The sequence below is a fragment of the Picrophilus oshimae DSM 9789 genome, assembly GCF_900176435.1.
In the GTDB taxonomy this organism is placed as follows: domain Archaea; phylum Thermoplasmatota; class Thermoplasmata; order Thermoplasmatales; family Thermoplasmataceae; genus Picrophilus; species Picrophilus oshimae.
Window position 1 is genome coordinate 1 of the sequence record NZ_FWYE01000003.1, and the last position, 14,478, is coordinate 14,478.

Below are 14,478 nucleotides of genomic sequence, written 5' to 3' on the forward strand. Positions count from 1 at the left end.
TGCAATGAACGCAAAGTCCGAGGGTCATGACGACATAGAGGCAATGCTCTGCAAGTTTGCAGACCAGGAAAAGGGCATAGCCGAAACATTAAACAAATACAGGAACAACTAAATCTAAAATTATTTATTTTCTATTATATTTACAGGAAGCTTTTCATTATTTATGATACAATTTATAAGCTTAAGGCTTGTTTTGTTGACATTCATGCCTTTTATTTCATCGATGCCAAAGAAGCCAGCATCCATGGCGTCTGAACTGCTTTTTATGCTGCCGGATAGATATTCTGCGAGATAGTCTATTATAACGTAATGAAAGTCCTTTAAGATAATCTCTGTTATTGAGGCTATTCCATTTATTTTAATATCTATATTTGTCTCCTCTTTTATCTCCCTAACCGCACATTGCTCAAGGGTCTCACCATACTCAAGCTTCCCACCAGGAACTGCCCAGAGTCCTGCATCAGGTTCATCCATCCTTTTTACAAGCAAAAATTTGTTGTTTTTTAAAACAAGTGCACCGGCGGCAACCCTTGGAATCATAAAAGTATATATTTTTATCCTATAAATTTTCTTATCAGGGCCATATCAAGTATATACTTCCTTGTATTTTCAAAGTCATGGTTCTTGAAGGCCAGGTTCATCAGTGATGAAAGATAATTATGCCTTTCCCTTTCATAGCCAAGATCAGATTTTATGCCGTAGTTATTCTCTATGTATTTAACATCGGCCTTTATCATGTTTATTGTTTCCTGATCTATTTTATATACATCCTTAAGTGCATCGAAGACCTCATAGTTCAAATATGATGAGCTCTCCATGATATCTGACCTTAAATTTATGTATGTTTTTTCGATAATGTCCAATTCATCATCTTTCATGTTTAACAGTGATGAAATGCCTATTATCTCTGGCGGAAGCCCCATTGAATACATGGCCCCAACAAATGAGATGGCCCTGGGCAGTGTCACATTTCCAGTGCTCCTTGAGTATCCAAATAGACCTATATGGAGCTTTCTGGACCTCCTCTTTGGCAGGTACATTGTTATATTGTTTATTGCAGGTGCCAGCTTCTCTATTATTTTTTGGTAGTTTATAACGTACTTATTAACAGCGTTTTTTATTATCTCCTCCTCGTAATCCTCAAGATAATCAAATGAGCGCTCATGCCTATTAATAATATTTATAGAGTTTTTAACAGAGTCCTGTGGATAATCATACTTAAATGCGGATTGCAGTGTAAATGTATAATAATTTGAGTATTCATAAAGGCTTTTTTCAATGTTTTCAGGCGAAAATCTGCCCCTGAAGGTTGATGAGCCAACACCAACTATTGGATAGTTTTCTATATCATCGTTCATTTTACAGAGCCTGCTGGCCGCATACTTTGACATTAGAACGGCGGGTATCATGCCATAGTTCATTGCCGGGTCCGATCTTGCTATGAAAACCCTCATTTTTTTAGCAGAGACTGCCCTTGCAAAGTTTTTAACTATGCCATCGATGTTAAACATTGAGTCTTTGTCCTCGATTAATGGTATTATATTTATTTTCTTTGGTTTTGTCTCACCAAGTATGTTTTTTACCATGACATTATCATAAAGCTCTATCTCATCCCTGGCTGCAACAGCCTTCTCATAATATTTTGCAATATTAAGCAGATCTTTTGATGATGTTGTAAATGGTAGAATAACCTCGAAGATCGGTGGTATGTCCCTTTTATAAACGGTGTTAAAAACATCGTAGTTTACAGGTATGCTTTCAAGTGTCTCTGTTAGAACCTTTCTCTCAGTGCCCTCTATCGCAGGATTTGGAACCCTGTATGTTAGAAATATATCGCTTCCAAGGACGTTTTTTTCAAAGAATTCATGGTTTTTTGAGATTAATTTCCTTAAAACATGTGTATCAACATCCTTGCCCTCTGCATCCCACATGACCTCCTTTATACCAATGGTATAGCACTGGTATGCCTCCTCAACCTCATCATCATTCCTTATCATGCTCTTTTCAGATGCCCATGCTGGCATTTTTGCATTGTCCGGGTGCTGTGTTGACATGGTTTTTGGTATCATTGCAATTGCCATTATTGAATAATATTAAAATCTTTACGATATTATTTTAAAAATATGACAAATTATTATATTAAGGCATTGAAAAATGTTAATGATAGAATCCTGAATTATGTTTCCAATAATAGACCGGAATAATAATTTATCAGTTTATATGTAAATAAAATGCAAAAAATTAAGATTAAAGTATAGATTACCAGATCTAATGTTAAAAAATAATAGTGTTATATCAATAAATGATTTGAGCGATGAGGATTTAAATCTAATCTTCAACACAGCTGATTCAATGGCCGGGAACCTTAAAAATGGAAGTCAAATAAAAACAATGTCAGGCAGGATTATGGCAACACTGTTTTTTGAGCCAAGTACAAGAACAAGACTGTCATTTGAAAGTGCGATGCAGCGGCTTGGAGGCTCTGTTATAAGCATGGCGGATTCAAAATCATCATCAACTGCAAAAGGTGAAACCCTTGCAGATACAACAAGAATGGTCTCATCATATTCTGATATAATTGTTGTCAGGCATCCGCTTGAGGGCGCCGCAAGGCTTGTTCAGAAGTTTTCATCAAGGCCTGTTATAAATGCCGGTGACGGTTCCGGGGAGCATCCAACCCAAACTCTTGTTGATCTTTATACAATTAAAAAGAGCTTTGGAGATATAAATAATCTTGAAATATCAATAATAGGAGATTTAAGATATGGCAGAACCGTTCACTCATTGCTCCTTGCACTTTCAAGGTACAATGTTAGGATAAATCTTGTATCGCCGGATCTTCTTAGATTGCCAGGACACGTTATGTCAAGGCTAAAAAATATAAAAATCAATGAGTACAATGACTTAAATAATGTTATAGAATCATCTGATGTTTTTTATGTAACAAGGATACAAAGGGAAAGATTTACAGATAAAAATGATTATAACAAGGTCATAGGAACATATGGAATTACTGAAAAAGACACGGAAAAAATGAAGGAAAATGCAATAATAATGCACCCGCTGCCAAGGGTTGACGAGATATCGAGTTCCGTGGATAATACAAAGAATGCAAAATATTTTATCCAGGCTGCAAATGGAATACCTGTAAGAATGGCATTAATATCATTAATACTGGGTGATTGATATGGAAAAAACGTTAAAGATATCAAAGATAAGGGATGGAACCGTTATAGACCATATATCTGCAGGAAAGGCCCTTGAGGTTCTTAACATACTTGGCTCAAACAATGGATCAATAAGCATAGGTATAAGAGTAAACAGCAAAAAAATGGGTCTAAAGGACGTGCTTAAAATTGAAAACGTCTTCCTTGAAAAGGAGGATCTTGATAGAATTGCATTAATTGCACCAGAGGCAACAATAAGTATTGTAAAAAACTATGAGATCATTGAAAAATTCAATGTTGACATGCCAGAAAAGATCTACGGAATAGTAAAATGCTCAAATCAGAACTGCATAACAAATGCAAATGAGCCCGTAAAAACAGAATTCATTGTTGACAGCAGAAGCCCTGTAACATTAAGATGTCTTTACTGTAACAGATCCATGTCTGGCGACGAAATTATAAAGAATCTTATATAATTTCAAAGTCAAGATATCCTCCGGAGCCCTTCCATATAATATTCTTATTTTTTATATTCAATACATTTTTACCAAGGCCAAATACAAAGGTTTCATATTCCCCGCCCTCGCCGGCTATGTTTATTCTATACCTTTCATTCAAATTTAAGAGCCTTTTTAAATAATTATTGTTTATCTCCATGCCGAGGTCATTAATATTTAAACCCTCGGCAGAAACAGATACTATCATTGCCCTTATCTCTCTTGATATGATCTCCCTGATGATCTCTATCTGGTTTTTCCGCCACAGCGGTGCAAAGGATATTATACCGGACATTGTGCAAAGCCTTTCTATCCTGGTTTTTTGATAATCTGAGGCTATTGCACCGGACACAAGTGCATCAACATCATTAAGTTTTAATATATATTCCTCAAATTTTGATTCATATATATATTCAACGTCAATTGATAAAAGGGATGCCGCGTACCTGGATTTTTCGGCATTTGGGTAATGGAACATCATTGAATACTCCTCAGGTATTATTGTAACGGCCCTTTTAACATCAAAGCCCTGCTCCATGGCAATCATGGCTGATAAAAATGAATCCTTTCCACCTGAAAATAAGGCAACAGCTTTCATTGATATATAATACAAAGTTCGTATTTATTTTCATGTATTTAACAACATTTATTTATACAAAAAGAATATAGCACGGATGTTTCATCTCTATTACTTTTATATTATACTTGCGTTCATTGCCTTAGTCTCATTTTTCTATTACATATTAAATTCATACTATGCCAGGGTTTACAATGATGATGATAACAAAATAAAAGGTAATATAAAGGATGTTACTGCCGTAATACCTGTTTATAATGAAAATCCAGAAATTTTTGAATCTGTAATAAAATCTCTTATAAACCAGTGCGGCTCACTTATAGTTGTTGGCGATTCATCATATGAACCATACAGGTCAATAACGGAAAAATTTAATGGCAGATTCATATATTTAAAAAAGCATTCAGGCAAGAGGCTGGCACTGGTTGAGGGCATTAAAAACGTAAAAACAAGGTACGTTCTTTTTGTGGACAGCGATACTTTAGTTCCAGAAAAAGCAACATTGAGCATGCTTTCAAAATTTAAGAGGAATGTCGGCGGTGTTGGTGTAAACATAAATATAAAAAATGACGGTTCAGGTATAGCATATGCATCCGAGTTCATAGAGCGGGTTCGTGAGGTAATCTTCAGGGCGATGTCCTATCATGGCAGCATACTTGTTGCAGATGGCCGCTGTGCAATGTACCTAACAGAGGCTGTAAGGCCATTGCTTTTATCCAATGATTTTATGAACAAGAAGATCCTTGGGAAAAAAACCATGCTTGGTGATGATATCCAGATAACAAGTTATTTAATAAAGTCGGGTTATAAGGTTGTAAAGGACTACAATGTCACGGTACAGACAGAGCCTCAGAGGGACTTCAAAAGATTCTTCAGGCAGCAGATACGCTGGTCCAGGAATGGATGGTACTACTTCTTTAAAAATATATCAAACGGGACTGCAAGGAGGGCTGGCTGGTTCTACAGTTTTGATCTTTTATACATGTATATAATACCAATAGCAGGATTAATTCTTGTATCCTTAAGACTTATATTTTACCTCTTTGTTTTCAGGCATCTTGATTATGATGCCTATTACATGATGCGTTTTATAATGCATGACATAATACCAATAGCTAGGCATCACTTTATTAACGAGTTTTATTACATACACATCCTAACAAGCGCTGTAACAGATATATTTGGCACCGTTGGGGAGGGTTTTTTCATCTTAACTGTTATGGGCAGGATTCCAAAGAAGAGGCTTAGAACCCTGGCATATGGTGCGCTCGGCCTTCTTATAATGTTTATCGCCAACATATATGGTCTGTTTACATTCTGGAGGCAGGGGTCCTGGCTGACAAGATAATTATAATTTTCCATCTATGCTTGCAAGGACCTCTATAATTTCTCCATTCTCAAGGTTAAGCTCCTTCCTTAAATATTTCTCAGATATAACTTCGAATGTATCTCTGTATACACTTCTCTCCGGGAATATTATAAAACATCTTATGCCGTCTATTCTGGCAGCATGGCAAAAAACACCGCCAAATGTCCTCTGCTGATCCTTAAACCCTGTTATATAAATGCCGTCTGAATTCTTTATCCTTCTTAGATTGTTCTCGTATTCATTTAATATCTTAATATTTAATGTTCCTGGATACGGGTCTATGCCAAGCTTCGCTATAAACTGGTCTTTATAACCCTTTTTTGATATGTAGTATTTCCCCTCACCGAGACCATTCTGAACGGCACCAACGAGCTTAAGCTCCTGGCTGAACCTTAATATGCTTGATATCTCATTGTACTCACGGTATAGAACGTCAAGGCCAGAATCGTTTATTGTTATCTTCTGCTTCCTGTTCTCAAGGGTTCTGGTTATGTATCCAAGCCTGTCAAGTGATATAATAATTCTTGATGCTGTTTGCTGGCTTACATTCATTTCATTTGCAAGTTCCTTTGATGATATAAAAACCGTGTTTTTTTCCCCGGCCATCTTTTTTATCGTTTTTAATGCAATATATATATTTTCCATAACATGAAATGCAATTAATCTTAAAATCTTTTTATTTGTAGAAATGTATTCTTTTCTCTCCTGATATTATTAGTATCTTTATACCATGATCCCTTAGTCTTGATATTAAACCACGATCATTTGTTAAAACAAATGCATTAATTTTCATTGCCATTTCAAGTATGCAGTCATCGCCACGGCCCTGGGATCTTAATAAATTAAATTTAAGTCCAAGCTGCAATGCTGCCTTTGCGTACCAATGGGATCTTGAGAGGCCACGCAGCTCTGATATAACGCACTCTGGAACGTATATATTAAATGTGTATGGTAAATACAGCAGCTTCTCCCTTATATCTATCTTGTTTTTTATTGAATATATTAATGCATTTGTATCTATTATCAGATTTTCATTCATTTTTTATCTGCCAGTTCTGCTATGGCAACATTTCTTTTTATCTTTCTTATTATTATCTTTACCCTCTCATCCTTTTTTGCCTTTGGAACGTATATTGTGTATCCCTGATACCTTGCAATACCCTCACCGGCGCTTCCAGTTGATTCTATTGTAACAGTGTATTCTTTACCTATCTCTATGCCATTGCTGTTCTCAATAATCTCACGATTCGATCTTATTGGATGCTGTGCACCACATGCCTTGCAAACCAAAAGATATGTCCTGCCTATTTTTTGTATCTCAGTATCCGGTGATTTGCATTCATAGCAGATTACATATGTTGCCATGTACTCATTCATCTTTGATTGTATTTCATCCTCTGAAACCTTTCTATTTATTATCAATCTCTGACCTGAAAGTACTGCGCCTATACCAAATTCCTTTGTTAAATATTTTATTACATCCTCGGGGTCTCTATTCATCATTTCTGTTATGTCTATAAAATTCCTTATTATTGTTGATTTCCCCTCGTATATAACATCCGGCTCCGGAATCTTAAGCCTGCTCTCATTTTTTGTCTTTGAGGATAGAACACCGGATGCCCTTTCAAGTAACTTATTATAATCGAAGTTCATGGATCGGTATTTTAAATTAGAATATTAAGGTTTTTTTAATATTTATGTCTTTTAAAAATATACGTATGTACATACATTTATAAATTTAACAATTTTAATTTTTTATAAAACCTGTATTTTCAAAGGTCTAAGAACAAAATTTTTATTTACTTTTTCTATAAAAATGTACACATGGTATAAATATGTCATGACAAAAAAGAAATATTTAAATATTATTAATCTTTATATTATTAATGGTGGAAAAAACAACCAAGATAACTTTAAGAATTTCCGAGGAAGAATTAAATGAAATAGATGATTTTCTGGAAAGAAATCCTCAGTATGGTAGCAGATCTGAATTTCTAAGGCATAGTGCACTTAATTTTATAAATTCTCAAAGGGTATTCCTTGTAAATGATGATAATGCAATACACATAGCAAAACGCTTTGAAAATTTCTTTAAAATGGCCGTTGACAATGGTTATTTCACAAGCATAGAATCCGCAGTAAATGAGGTAATTGAAAATGCAATGAGAGAAGAGCTTCTATTAAAGATGATAAATGCAAAGAAGGGCGGTTTAAAGAGCCTTGAAAAGGCATTAAAGGATGATATGGAGGTAGACAGGGAATATGATAAATACAAATTTTAATTATATGGCAGATATAGGCATTGAAAAACAGATATGTTTTGTTGCATCTAAGGAATCCAGCCTTGGAGGCTGTATGGACGATTCCTCATCATATTATTTAATAAAGAGCTTCGGTGGCACCGTAAATCTTTACGAGTATATGGGCTCGATAGAATCCATAGAAACATCAAAATTTGATGATATGGAAATAACAATAGAATATGAAAATACAGATAAAAAATCCTTTAAAAACATAATGTCAATAAAAATAAATGATGATATGATGAAACAGATAATGTGCATGCTGGAGCCATCATTTGTGTATATTGTCATAACTGATTCAATAATAACAGGTAACTTTGCTGATTTCCTTGAGAAAAATAATTTGCCAGTTATAAGAATACCCAGTGAAAGCTCATTAAAATCAATAATAAACAGCCTGCATGAAAAAATATTTAAAAATATATTATATTAATAAAGATATTATTATATTTAATTATGTATCTTATGAAATACATAAGCTTTGTTAACAATTTTCACCCTGTAATGTTTATTATTGATCATGTAATTACGAAATATGAAAGATTACCTTCACGCAACCTTTGCATCAACATTTGCATGGGCTGGAAATATATACGATCTTATAATAATAACATATATTTATTCAGAGCTGGAGAGATTCTTTCACATAGGCATCTTTGAGGTATCGCTTTTATTTTCCATTGGCTTAATAGGCAGATTCTTTGGTGGGCTCATCTTTGGCAGGTATATAAATTATATTGGCAATAAAAACGGTATGATCATTGGCACTCTTGGTTATAGCATCGCATCCGCGGGCATGGCCTTTTCAATTAATGTCCCGATGCTCTTTGCATTTAGAACAGTACAGGGCATCTTCATGGGCGGTGAATGGACAACAGGCACGGTATTAAGTTATAACTATGCGCCAAAGAACGTCAGCGGTGCGATAGTTGGTTTTGTGCAGAGCGGTTATGGCCTTGGTTATGCTTTAACAGGCGCCTCATACATCGTTTTTCTATCAGTGATCTCATATGACTGGCGTCTTTTCCTTTTAACCGGGCTTATACCAATTGCAATAGCGCCATATGCATTTTTGAAGATACCAAAGGAAAATCTAAAAAGTTATAAAAAATTAAATATAAAATTAGGCACATACAAAATTGCAATACTAAAATCATCAATAATGATGTCAGGCCTCTTTGGTGCATATTTTTCGATCTTTTCATTCTATCCAACAATTGCCCCGGAGATCGGAATTTCAGGTGCAATAATAGGTATTGTAATAATAGCATCCAACGTGATCGTCTCAATAGCATTCATCACATTTGGCAGGCTTTCTGATATTGCGAGCAAAAAGCTGCTTGTAATAGCAGGTTCTGCATCCGCAATGATCTCATCGTTCTTTGCCATTCCGGCATTCGGTGTAATTCATATGTATTCAATACCTGGAATCTTTGTATTCTCATTCTCCGTTGGCATACTTACGGTGATACCACTGATAATAATGGAAAGGGTGGCAGACCAGGCAAAGAGCTTCGTTTCAGGGATATCATACAACCTTGGTGCACTTGTTGGCGGTGTTATCTCTGTTGTTGTCAGTCTTATAGTACAGATCGTGCCATCCATAAGTATACTTTATGTAATCAACTGGGTGGATGTTATATGCCTTTTGGCTGTTATAGGTACGGCATTGACCATAAAGAGTATGGAAAGGTCATATACATTAAACAAGCTAAATAATATAAGAAATCAAAACTAATTATATTTTTAATGAATTAACCATCATGGACTTAAAAGATTTACAAAACATTGTATCAAAATTTATAGATGACAGGGACTGGAGAAAATTTCAAACTGTAAGGGATATTGCCATGAGTGCATCCGTTGAGTCAAATGAGCTTCTGGAACTATTTTTATGGGACAGGAACCATGACAATGAAATTTTAAATGATAAAAAATTACTTAAAATGGTCATGAACGAAACGTCAGATGTACTCTTTGCATGTCTATCCATGGCAGATCACCTAAATTTTGATCTTGAAAGGGCATTTCTGGAAAAAATGGACGAATTAAATAAAAGGTATGATATCAATAATGTAAAGGGTAAAAATGTAAAGATACCATCACCGGAGCATCTTAATCAAGAAGACCGTTGATTTTTAATACATGTTCCGGTGTGCCGGTACTTTTTATCTCGCCATTTTCAAGAAGTATTGCCTGATCTGAATCAAGTATTGTTGAAAGATGATGTGCTATTACAATAAAAGTCTTGTTTACAGATCTTATTGCATTCTGTATTATTTCCTCTGTTTCCGGATCAAGCTGTGATGTTGCCTCGTCCATAATTACGATTTCAGGATTCCTTATCATTGCCCTTAGTATTGATACGGCCTGCCTCTGGCCCTGCGAAAGCCCGTGGCCGTTCTCGCCCACGTTTTCATAGAGATCCTTTTCTGAAAAGATGCCCTCAAGATTGAATCTTTTTATTAAATTTATTACATCATCATCGGTGTAATTACCATTAAATTTTATGTTGTCCATTATCGATCCATTGAAAAGCAATGGTTCCTGTAAAATAACACCAAAAAGCGATCTGTAGCTGTAGATGTCAACGTCGTTTATATTAATATTATCTATTTTTATCTCCCCAGATTCGGGCCTGTAAAACCTTAAAAGCAGGTTGATAAGCGTTGATTTTCCAGCACCGGTTTTGCCTATTATTGCAAGCTTTTCACCCCTTTTTAATGAAAAATTTATATTCTTTAAGGCCAGTTTTGATCCATAGGAAAATGAGACGTTTTCAAATTTTATCTCACTGCCAAAATCTTCAATTTTGTATTTATATTTATTATCATCCTGCTCCTCGTCTATAATTGAATATATCCTTTTAATTGCAACCTTTGAAGACTGGTAAGAATTATAAAACTGTGATAGCTGTGCCAGAGGATTAAAAAAGGACTGAACATAAACAATAAATGACACAAGAAGACCTATTTGAATTGTATGATTTATCACCTGTGTTGCGCCAACACCTATAACTATAATTATGCCAAGAGCCTGGATAATATCAACAAGCGATGAGAAGATGGATCCAAGCCTGTTTGCCCTTATATTCGCAAGGTAGTTCTCATAGTTCTTTACCGAGAACTCATCGATAAAGCGCTGCTCACTGCCGAATTCCTTTATTGATGATATGCCATTTATTGATTCGCTTGCGAAACCTGTAAGTCTCGCTATTTTAATCCTGGTTTCATTGTAATAATTTCTTATTTTTCCGCTTATGGAAAATACGGTTATAAGTAAAAGCGGTATAACAATAAATGAATAAAGCGCAAGATTCCAGTCAAGATAAAGCATGATCGCCATCGAAAATATTATGCCTATTACGCCGGCAAGCACCTGTGGCATCTGGAATGTAAGAAAATCGCTCATTGCCTCCCCATCATTGGTTATCCTGCTTATGATCTCGCCGGCCTTTCTGTATGTATAATATCCAAGCGGTACATACTGCAGCCGCTCAAATTCTCTGTTCCTTAGATTCATTATAAATCCCTGTGATATATATGTCATGTTGTAGGTCCTTAATCTCTCAAAGGCATAGTTTATGATATATATTATTATATAAATAATACCAAAATCCAGTATAAGTGAAAGATCACGATGCGTTATTGCATCAACGGCAAGGCCTATTATGTAAGGCCCTATCATGGCAACTATCGAGGAACCTATTATTGCCATTGAGACTAGGTACAATCTTTTTTTATATATCATTAAATCTCTTAAAACACGCCTTATGCTGTAATTATTCATTTACACCACTCTCAACGGGTAGAAGTGCGCCATTTGACATGTAATAAACATCATCTGCAAGCTCAAGGGTTTTCTTCTTGTATCCTGAAATAACAAGGGTTTTACCGTCAAGCAGCGGTCTTATATCGTTTATTAATTCTTCCTCTGTAACAATATCAAGGCTTGAGGTAAAATCATCCATTACAAGTATTTTTGGATCTCCAATTAATGCCCTTGCAAGTGCTATGCGCTGCCTCTGTCCACCTGAAAGATTTATTCCATGCTCACCTATTACCGTGTTGTATTTATCAGGCAGGGTTTCTATAAAATCATCTATCTTCGCCAGCCTTGCCGCATTAATGACCTGTGATAATGAATAACCGCGGCCAAAATCTATATTATAAAATATCGATCCGGAGAATATAAATGGATTTTGTGGTATTATACCTATAATCTTTCTTAATAATCCCGGACTTATGTCTCTTATCTCAATACCGCCAAGCCTTATGCTTCCATCATAGTTTTTATAAAGCCCGGATATAAGGTTTAAAAACGTTGTTTTCCCGGAGGCTGTTCCTCCTGTCAATGCGATATGCTCATTCTCATGGATGTTTAATGATATATTATTAATTATCTTTTTATTATTTCTAAAAAATGACAAGTTCTCTATTATTATATCATAGCCGGTGGGCTCCTTTTTTGAATAGTTTTCATTGTTATAATCAATCTCTGAAAGCCTCTCCAGGCTGGCCATGCCATTCTCATAGAATGATATGTACCTGCCGTAAAATCTTACAGGCCGCAGTACAAGTGTGAATATGTTTATTGCCGCAACTATCGAACCTATTGGTATTCCTGCGGCAGATGATATGCCACTGGTAATTATTATAAATCCTATTGATATGCTTATTATTGCGGCCAGAAGTGGTGTATAAAATGATCTAACAGCGGCTATGCCAACATAATCTGAAAAATAGTCCTGGGTTTTATCCTTAAAACTTTTAATCTCAAAATCCTCTGCATTGAATGATCTCACAACACGCATGCCTGATATATTTTCACCGATCTTGCTGTTCATATTGCCATACTTTTTTCTTAATGAACGCCAGTAGCCGCGCTGCATCCTCTGCATTTTAAATGTTAGATATATCGTTGGTACCATTACAATTAAAAAGATTATTGAGAACAAATAATATATTCTTGTCAGCTCATATAATGCTATGAAAAGAAGGATAGTTGTGCTAAAAAGATTTGATATGCTTATGGTTACAAAACGCCTCGATGCATCCACATCCATGGTAATCCTTGATAGTAAATCACCGGAATCCTGATTTTCCAGTTTATCATAGCTGTTTGAAAGAACCCTTTTAAAAGACATGTCTCTTATTCTCCTGGCAAATATGTTTCCGGTCTTGCTTGAATAGTATTCAAGTATAAAGCCAAATAAAGATGATAATAAAGACACAATTAATATTAATATTATATAATCAAATATTTTATAATACCTTGGAACACTGTCTATTGCGTCACCTATAAAGACAGGTACAAGTATTGTTAGATACGATGATAATATGCCAGAGATTAAAACCATGATTATTAAATACCACCTATCACGGAGCAGGTCATATATCAGTTTATACTGGGGCTTCACATCTTAAAAATGCAATTATTATACTTTATCTTTTTTAAACCAGGCTTTGATATTTATAAAAAATATGCGTTCCAGTATACAAAGCGATAATGTTATATATTGTCATTCATTTATTACTTTAATGTCTCTTGAGAGATTCTATTATTATATGAGATTGATAAACAGTACACCATATGATATGAAAAGGGCCATAGAACTTTGTCTTTCCATATCGCAGGCCCTGGAGAACGACAACAATTTAACGGATTCTGAAAAGGAGGATCTTGAAAAACAGATAGGTGAAAGGATATCATTTTACAACAGGTATTCTTTAAAGGTTATAAATGCATTAACAGGAATAGAGGAGGAGCCACCAAAAACGGTTATAGACGATTTTGGAGGCAGTGCACTTTTCATAGGCAAGGAGATAAAATACGGAATAGAATGGAAGGTATACATATCAAGGAGTTTAAACACCAAATCACAGAAATGGTATTACAATGAAAGGGTTGCAGAGATATTAAACAAAACATTAAGAAATGCCGTGCCAAATAAAATGAGCAATTACTTTGATATACCACCATGGATGCTCGGCCCATACTATAAAAGCCTTGGTGAGATAATAAACATAGCAATAGAGAAGGAGATAATACCAAATGCAGAGTTTCTCGTCAGCAGGGGCCTGCCAAGGGAGTTTATATACGATGTCCGTGAGAACAACCCAAAATTATGAAACTTTATATATTTTAGCATGATACTAAATTATGGAGATAACAAAGAAGGAAAGGGACTGTATTGTAAAGATAAAGGAGCTTTCCGGAAGTTTTCCACCAAGATTATCGGATCTGGCGGTTGGGCTTAACATAAAACCACCAACGGCAATAGAGCTCCTTGAAAGATTGGAGCGCAAGGGTCTTATAAAGAAGGAGCATGGTATGATAATTCTTACCGATAACGGTAATAATGAATATTCAAAGATCATGCTGGCCCACAGAACCTATGAAACATTGTTATCGATGAGCGGTGTTTCAACAGAGGATGCTTGCCTGCAGGCGGAAAAAATAGATTATCTGATGGAGCCGGAATCCATGAGGCACGTTCTCAAAAGCCTGGGCAGCCCTGAAAAGTGCCCGCATGGAAAGCCGATACCCAAAGAATAAATATTCA

The 14,478-nt window shown here is 35.4% G+C and carries 17 protein-coding genes; 9 read left to right on the forward strand and 8 right to left on the reverse strand.

What is annotated here, in order from left to right; translation table 11 throughout:
* Positions 1–120 precede the first annotated feature (120 nt).
* Together B8780_RS05385 and ppcA are read right to left on the reverse strand one after the other, a co-directional pair.
* On the reverse strand, positions 121–540 hold the full coding sequence (locus B8780_RS05385; RefSeq protein ID WP_011177764.1) for an NUDIX hydrolase: 420 nt from the start codon (positions 538–540) through the stop codon (positions 121–123).
* A gap of 14 nt (positions 541–554) precedes the next feature.
* Positions 555–2,075 carry a phosphoenolpyruvate carboxylase gene (gene ppcA / locus B8780_RS05390; protein WP_048059615.1) on the reverse strand — a complete coding sequence of 507 codons (1,521 nt, stop codon included), beginning with the start codon at positions 2,073–2,075 and terminating at the stop codon, positions 555–557.
* A 196-nt stretch (positions 2,076–2,271) separates the two neighbouring features.
* Between ppcA and pyrB the strand changes: the two genes are divergently transcribed.
* Positions 2,272–3,186, forward strand: a complete 915-nt coding sequence (pyrB, locus tag B8780_RS05395) for an aspartate carbamoyltransferase (RefSeq protein WP_011177766.1) — start codon at positions 2,272–2,274, stop codon at positions 3,184–3,186.
* 1 nt (position 3,187) lies between these two features.
* The gene (gene pyrI / locus B8780_RS05400) at positions 3,188–3,643 is read left to right on the forward strand and encodes an aspartate carbamoyltransferase regulatory subunit (RefSeq protein WP_011177767.1); all 456 of its coding nucleotides are present in this window, start codon (positions 3,188–3,190) and stop codon (positions 3,641–3,643) included.
* Here pyrI and B8780_RS05405 read toward each other — a convergent pair.
* Positions 3,636–4,262: a diphthine--ammonia ligase gene (locus B8780_RS05405; RefSeq protein WP_011177768.1), complete on the reverse strand. Its 627-nt coding sequence runs from the start codon at positions 4,260–4,262 to the stop codon at positions 3,636–3,638. The two genes, pyrI and B8780_RS05405, sit on opposite strands and share 8 nt — an antisense overlap.
* Positions 4,263–4,338: 76 nt before the next feature.
* Between B8780_RS05405 and B8780_RS05410 the strand changes: the two genes are divergently transcribed.
* Positions 4,339–5,589 (forward strand): glycosyltransferase family 2 protein, encoded by a 1,251-nt coding sequence (locus B8780_RS05410; protein ID WP_084272914.1) that lies wholly within the window; start codon positions 4,339–4,341, stop codon positions 5,587–5,589.
* Here the strand turns inward: B8780_RS05410 and B8780_RS05415 are convergent, their stop codons facing one another.
* The 3 genes from B8780_RS05415 to B8780_RS05425 are packed head-to-tail and all read right to left on the reverse strand — an operon-like array spanning position 5,590 to position 7,263.
* Positions 5,590–6,255 (reverse strand): winged helix-turn-helix domain-containing protein/riboflavin kinase, encoded by a 666-nt coding sequence (locus B8780_RS05415; RefSeq protein ID WP_084272915.1) that lies wholly within the window; start codon positions 6,253–6,255, stop codon positions 5,590–5,592.
* 31 nt (positions 6,256–6,286) lie between these two features.
* A complete protein-coding gene (locus tag B8780_RS05420; protein ID WP_011177771.1) occupies positions 6,287–6,649 on the reverse strand; it encodes a type II toxin-antitoxin system VapC family toxin in 363 nt (120 codons plus the stop codon).
* Positions 6,646–7,263, reverse strand: coding sequence for a translation initiation factor IF-2 subunit beta (locus tag B8780_RS05425; RefSeq protein ID WP_084272916.1), 618 nt, complete (start codon positions 7,261–7,263; stop codon positions 6,646–6,648). The genes B8780_RS05420 and B8780_RS05425 overlap by 4 nt, the downstream gene beginning before the upstream one ends.
* 233 nt (positions 7,264–7,496) lie before the next feature.
* Here B8780_RS05425 and B8780_RS05430 point away from each other — a divergent pair, with 233 nt between their 5' ends.
* The 4 genes from B8780_RS05430 (at position 7,497) to B8780_RS05445 (ending at position 10,048) form a co-directional block, all read left to right on the forward strand.
* Positions 7,497–7,892: a ribbon-helix-helix domain-containing protein gene (locus tag B8780_RS05430; protein ID WP_084272917.1), complete on the forward strand. Its 396-nt coding sequence runs from the start codon at positions 7,497–7,499 to the stop codon at positions 7,890–7,892.
* A complete protein-coding gene (locus tag B8780_RS05435; protein WP_011177774.1) occupies positions 7,873–8,346 on the forward strand; it encodes a hypothetical protein in 474 nt (157 codons plus the stop codon). The genes B8780_RS05430 and B8780_RS05435 overlap by 20 nt, the downstream gene beginning before the upstream one ends.
* A 102-nt stretch (positions 8,347–8,448) precedes the next feature.
* Positions 8,449–9,651 carry an MFS transporter gene (locus tag B8780_RS05440; RefSeq protein WP_084272918.1) on the forward strand — a complete coding sequence of 401 codons (1,203 nt, stop codon included), beginning with the start codon at positions 8,449–8,451 and terminating at the stop codon, positions 9,649–9,651.
* A gap of 25 nt (positions 9,652–9,676) precedes the next feature.
* Positions 9,677–10,048 (forward strand): MazG-like family protein, encoded by a 372-nt coding sequence (locus B8780_RS05445; RefSeq protein ID WP_084272919.1) that lies wholly within the window; start codon positions 9,677–9,679, stop codon positions 10,046–10,048.
* On the opposite strand, the gene B8780_RS05450 is transcribed toward B8780_RS05445, so the two are convergent.
* Together B8780_RS05450 and B8780_RS05455 are read right to left on the reverse strand one after the other, a co-directional pair.
* On the reverse strand, positions 10,029–11,702 hold the full coding sequence (locus B8780_RS05450; protein ID WP_084272920.1) for an ABC transporter ATP-binding protein: 1,674 nt from the start codon (positions 11,700–11,702) through the stop codon (positions 10,029–10,031). The genes B8780_RS05445 and B8780_RS05450 overlap by 20 nt on opposite strands.
* On the reverse strand, positions 11,695–13,272 hold the full coding sequence (locus B8780_RS05455) for an ABC transporter ATP-binding protein (RefSeq protein WP_084272921.1): 1,578 nt from the start codon (positions 13,270–13,272) through the stop codon (positions 11,695–11,697). The genes B8780_RS05450 and B8780_RS05455 overlap by 8 nt, the downstream gene beginning before the upstream one ends.
* 181 nt (positions 13,273–13,453) lie before the next feature.
* Between B8780_RS05455 and B8780_RS05460 the strand changes: the two genes are divergently transcribed.
* Entirely contained in the window at positions 13,454–14,044 is a 591-nt protein-coding gene (locus tag B8780_RS05460) for a hypothetical protein (RefSeq protein ID WP_084272922.1), read from the forward strand.
* A gap of 31 nt (positions 14,045–14,075) precedes the next feature.
* Positions 14,076–14,471 (forward strand): metal-dependent transcriptional regulator, encoded by a 396-nt coding sequence (locus B8780_RS05465; protein WP_084272923.1) that lies wholly within the window; start codon positions 14,076–14,078, stop codon positions 14,469–14,471.
* Positions 14,472–14,478: the final 7 nt, after the last annotated feature.